Consider the following 5,433-nt stretch of genomic DNA (forward strand, 5'->3'; position numbering starts at 1 on the left):
ATGGGTAAGGCCCCCAACCTGCTGGTTGGGGGCCTTACCTGAATGTATGTTCCGGCGGTGTCCTACTCTCCCACACCCTGTCGAGTGCAGTACCATCGGCGCAGGTGGCCTTAGCTTCCGGGTTCGGAATGGGACCGGGCGTTTCCCCACCGCTATAGCCGCCGTAACTCTATGAAACTATCCACAGAGAGCCAGAACCTCGAAACCCTGTCACCAGAGTTCGACATCCCGTCTTCCTGTATCTGTGTGTTGTTTCAGATACCGCACAGTGGACGCGTAGCAGCTTTGTTGGTAAGTCCTCGGCCTATTAGTACCAGTCACCTCCATGCGTTACCGCACTTCCAGTTCTGGCCTATCAACCCAATGGTCTGTTGGGGGCCTTACCCCCTTAAAGGGGTGAGAAACCTCATCTTGGAACAGGCTTCCCGCTTAGATGCTTTCAGCGGTTATCCCTTCCGAACGTGGCCAACCAGCCGTGCCCCTGGCGGGACAACTGGCACACCAGAGGTTCGTCCGTCCCGGTCCTCTCGTACTAGGGACAGCCTTCCTCAAGTTTCTAACGCGCGCGGCGGATAGAGACCGAACTGTCTCACGACGTTCTAAACCCAGCTCGCGTGCCGCTTTAATGGGCGAACAGCCCAACCCTTGGGACCTACTCCAGCCCCAGGATGCGACGAGCCGACATCGAGGTGCCAAACCATCCCGTCGATATGGACTCTTGGGGAAGATCAGCCTGTTATCCCCGGGGTACCTTTTATCCGTTGAGCGACACCGCTTCCACATGCCGGTGCCGGATCACTAGTCCCGACTTTCGTCCCTGCTCGACCTGTCAGTCTCACAGTCAAGCTCCCTTGTGCACTTACACTCAACACCTGATTGCCAACCAGGCTGAGGGAACCTTTGGGCGCCTCCGTTACATTTTGGGAGGCAACCGCCCCAGTTAAACTACCCACCAGGCACTGTCCCTGAACCAGATCATGGCCCGAGGTTAGAGGTCCAATACGACCAGAGTGGTATTTCAACGACGACTCCACGAACACTGGCGTGCCCGCTTCACAGTCTCCCACCTATCCTACACAAACCGTACCGAACACCAATACCAAGCTATAGTGAAGGTCCCGGGGTCTTTTCGTCCTGCCGCGCGTAACGAGCATCTTTACTCGTAATGCAATTTCGCCGAGTCTGTGGTGGAGACAGCAGAGAAGTCGTTACGCCATTCGTGCAGGTCGGAACTTACCCGACAAGGAATTTCGCTACCTTAGGATGGTTATAGTTACCACCGCCGTTTACCGGGGCTTAAATTCTCAGCTTCGCACATTACTGCGCTAACCGGTCCTCTTAACCTTCCGGCACCGGGCAGGCGTCAGTCCGTATACATCGTCTTACGACTTCGCACGGACCTGTGTTTTTAGTAAACAGTCGCTTCTCTCTGGTCTCTGCGACCCAACCCAGCTCCGAGTGCAAGACTCATCACCAGATCGGGCCCTCCTTCTCCCGAAGTTACGGAGGTATTTTGCCGAGTTCCTTCACCACAGTTATCTCGATCGCCTTAGTATTCTCTACCTGACCACCTGTGTCGGTTTGGGGTACGGGCCGTGTACCAACTCACTAGAGGCTTTTCTCGGCAGCATAGGATCACTGAATTCACCTCAACCGGCTACGCATCACCTCTCAGGCACATGCTGTGCGGATTTGCCTACACAACGCCCTACAGGCTTACACCCGGTAATCCACCACCGGGCCCAGCTACCTTCCTGCGTCACCCCATCGCTTGACTACTACGGTCTGGGTCTCGTGCATCCCCCTCCGGCCACCCGAAGGTGGTCCATTGGGTTCAGGACGATTAGCAAAACCGGCTCGCCATTGGGCGCGGATACACGGGTACGGGAATATCAACCCGTTGTCCATCGACTACGCCTGTCGGCCTCGCCTTAGGTCCCGACTCACCCTGGGCGGATTAACCTGGCCCAGGAACCCTTGGTCATTCGGCGGACGAGTTTCTCACTCGTCTTTCGCTACTCATGCCTGCATTCTCACTCGCGCAGCCTCCACAACTAGGTCACCCCGCTGCTTCCCTGGCTACACGACGCTCCCCTACCCACCCAGTCGACTGGCCCGAAGGCGATCTGTATGACTGAGTGCCGCGGCTTCGGCGGTGTACTTGAGCCCCGCTACATTATCGGCGCAGGATCACTTGACCAGTGAGCTATTACGCACTCTTTCAAGGGTGGCTGCTTCTAAGCCAACCTCCTGGTTGTCTCAGCGACCCCACATCCTTTTCCACTTAGTACACGCTTAGGGGCCTTAGCCGGCGATCTGGGCTGTTTCCCTCTCGACTACGAAGCTTATCCCCCGCAGTCTCACTGCCGCGCTCTCACACACCGGCATTCGGAGTTTGGCTGACTTCGGTAAGCTTGTGGGCCCCCTAGGCCATCCAGTAGCTCTACCTCCAGTGTGAAACACGCGACGCTGCACCTAAATGCATTTCGGGGAGAACCAGCTATCACGGAGTTTGATTGGCCTTTCACCCCTACCCACAGCTCATCCCCTCAGTTTTCAACCTAAGTGGGTTCGGGCCTCCACGACGTCTTACCGTCGCTTCACCCTGGCCATGGGTAGATCACTCCGCTTCGGGTCCATGACATGCGACTCAAACGCCCTATTCGGACTCGCTTTCGCTACGGCTACCCCACACGGGTTAACCTCGCCACACACCGATGACTCGCAGGCTCATTCTTCAAAAGGCACGCCATCACCCCACGACGAATCGAAGGCTCTGACGGATTGTAAGCGCACGGTTTCAGGTACTATTTCACTCCCCTCCCGGGGTACTTTTCACCTTTCCCTCACGGTACTAGTCCGCTATCGGTCACCAGGGAGTATTCAGGCTTACCGGGTGGTCCCGGCAGATTCACAGCAGATTTCACGGGCCCGCTGCTACTCGGGTATCAATCACACAAGCCGTCGCGTTTTCGCTTACCGGACTCTCACCGTCTACGGTTGGCCGTCCCAGACCAATTCAGCTAACACAACGGTTTCTGACTTGCGCTCCTCACGGCAGTGAGAAGAAGAAAGACCCCACAACCCCGCATAGACAACGACTGCCGTCTATCACATCTACACGGTTTAGCCTCTTCCGCTTTCGCTCGCCACTACTCACGGAATCACTATTGTTTTCTCTTCCTGTGGGTACTGAGATGTTTCACTTCCCCACGTTCCCTCCACACCGTCTATATATTCAACGGCGGGTAACACGACATCACTCGTGCTGGGTTTCCCCATTCGGAAATCCTCGGATCTCAGCTCGGTTGACAGCTCCCCGAGGCTTATCGCAGCCTCCTACGTCCTTCATCGGCTCCTGGTGCCAAGGCATCCACCGTACGCTCTTACACACTTACTAACAAAGATGCTCGCGTCCACTGTGCAGTTCTCAAACAACACACCCGCACCGAATCGAATTCAAGGACCGCGACCTCCACGAGGCTGGTTTCACAAGAGATCCGGGCGGATCGTATTTTTTGCCTGGAAAGAACGTCTGTTCTTTCAGGACCCAACAGTGTGTCGATATATTCACCGCGGTCCCGGACAGAGCCGGCACCTTGGTGCGATGAAACTTGCCAGCGTTCCACCCATGAGCTTCCGCGGTCCCACTGACGGGGACACAAACGGTCTCTGGCACAACCACTTTCACCTGTGTGAAGCGTCGTGCAGAAGTGCTCCTTAGAAAGGAGGTGATCCAGCCGCACCTTCCGGTACGGCTACCTTGTTACGACTTCGTCCCAATCGCCAATCCCACCTTCGACGGCTCCCTCCACAAGGGTTAGGCCACCGGCTTCGGGTGTTACCGACTTTCATGACGTGACGGGCGGTGTGTACAAGGCCCGGGAACGTATTCACCGCAGCGTTGCTGATCTGCGATTACTAGCGACTCCAACTTCACGGGGTCGAGTTGCAGACCCCGATCCGAACTGAGACCGGCTTTAAGGGATTCGCTCCACCTCACGGTATCGCAGCCCTCTGTACCGGCCATTGTAGCATGTGTGAAGCCCTGGACATAAGGGGCATGATGACTTGACGTCGTCCCCACCTTCCTCCGAGTTGACCCCGGCAGTCTCTCACGAGTCCCCGCCATTACGCGCTGGCAACATAAGATAAGGGTTGCGCTCGTTGCGGGACTTAACCCAACATCTCACGACACGAGCTGACGACAGCCATGCACCACCTGTACACCAACCACAAGGGGGGCCGTATCTCTACGGCTTTCTGGTGTATGTCAAACCCAGGTAAGGTTCTTCGCGTTGCATCGAATTAATCCACATGCTCCGCCGCTTGTGCGGGCCCCCGTCAATTCCTTTGAGTTTTAGCCTTGCGGCCGTACTCCCCAGGCGGGGTACTTAATGCGTTAGCTACGGCACGGATCCCGTGGAAGGAAACCCACACCTAGTACCCACCGTTTACGGCGTGGACTACCAGGGTATCTAATCCTGTTCGCTACCCACGCTTTCGCTTCTCAGCGTCAGTTACTTCCCAGAGACCCGCCTTCGCCACCGGTGTTCCTCCTGATATCTGCGCATTTCACCGCTACACCAGGAATTCCAGTCTCCCCTGAAGTACTCTAGTCCGCCCGTATCGACTGCAAGCTTGCAGTTGAGCTGCAAGTTTTCACAATCGACGCGACGAACCGCCTACAAGCTCTTTACGCCCAGTAATTCCGGACAACGCTCGCACCCTACGTATTACCGCGGCTGCTGGCACGTAGTTGGCCGGTGCTTCTTCTACAGGTACCGTCACTTGCGCTTCGTCCCTGTCGAAAGAGGTTTACAACCCGAAGGCCGTCATCCCTCACGCGGCGTCGCTGCATCAGGCTTTCGCCCATTGTGCAATATTCCCCACTGCTGCCTCCCGTAGGAGTCTGGGCCGTGTCTCAGTCCCAGTGTGGCCGGTCACCCTCTCAGGTCGGCTACCCGTCGTCGCCTTGGTAGGCCATTACCCCACCAACAAGCTGATAGGCCGCGGGCCCATCTCGCACCGATAAATCTTTCCACCACAAACCATGCGATCCGTGGTCATATCCGGTATTAGACCCAGTTTCCCAGGCTTATCCCAGAGTGCGAGGCAGATCACCCACGTGTTACTCACCCGTTCGCCGCTCGTGTACCCCGAAGGGCCTTACCGCTCGACTTGCATGTGTTAAGCACGCCGCCAGCGTTCGTCCTGAGCCAGGATCAAACTCTCCGTTGAAGACTCTAGATTTGCCACCGAAGCAGCCAATCAGAAGTATCTCGAACCAGAGTCCGAAAACCTAACTTAAACGCCAGCCGGAAAATTAGCTGACAAAAATGTCCGTCACCCTCACGGGGGGAGGATGAACGGAACCAAAATAAATATTTGGCACTGACATTCATCGACACACTATTGAGTTCTCAAAGAACA

General features: G+C 56.2%; 3 rRNA genes. All 3 read right to left on the reverse strand.

The annotated features are described in order from the left end of the window. Positions 1–49 precede the first annotated feature (49 nt). Positions 50–166: ribosomal RNA gene (gene rrf, locus A5780_RS26220) — 5S ribosomal RNA — on the reverse strand. Between the two features lie 121 nt (positions 167–287). Next, positions 288–3,400 (reverse strand): 23S ribosomal RNA (locus A5780_RS26225). A gap of 324 nt (positions 3,401–3,724) precedes the next feature. Then, positions 3,725–5,241: ribosomal RNA gene (locus A5780_RS26230) — 16S ribosomal RNA — on the reverse strand. Together the 16S, 23S and 5S rRNA genes form the textbook arrangement of a ribosomal RNA operon. Positions 5,242–5,433 lie beyond the last annotated feature (192 nt).

Origin of the sequence: Nocardia sp. 852002-20019_SCH5090214, from assembly GCF_001665865.1 — a bacterium.
Lineage (GTDB): Bacteria > Actinomycetota > Actinomycetes > Mycobacteriales > Mycobacteriaceae > Nocardia > Nocardia nova.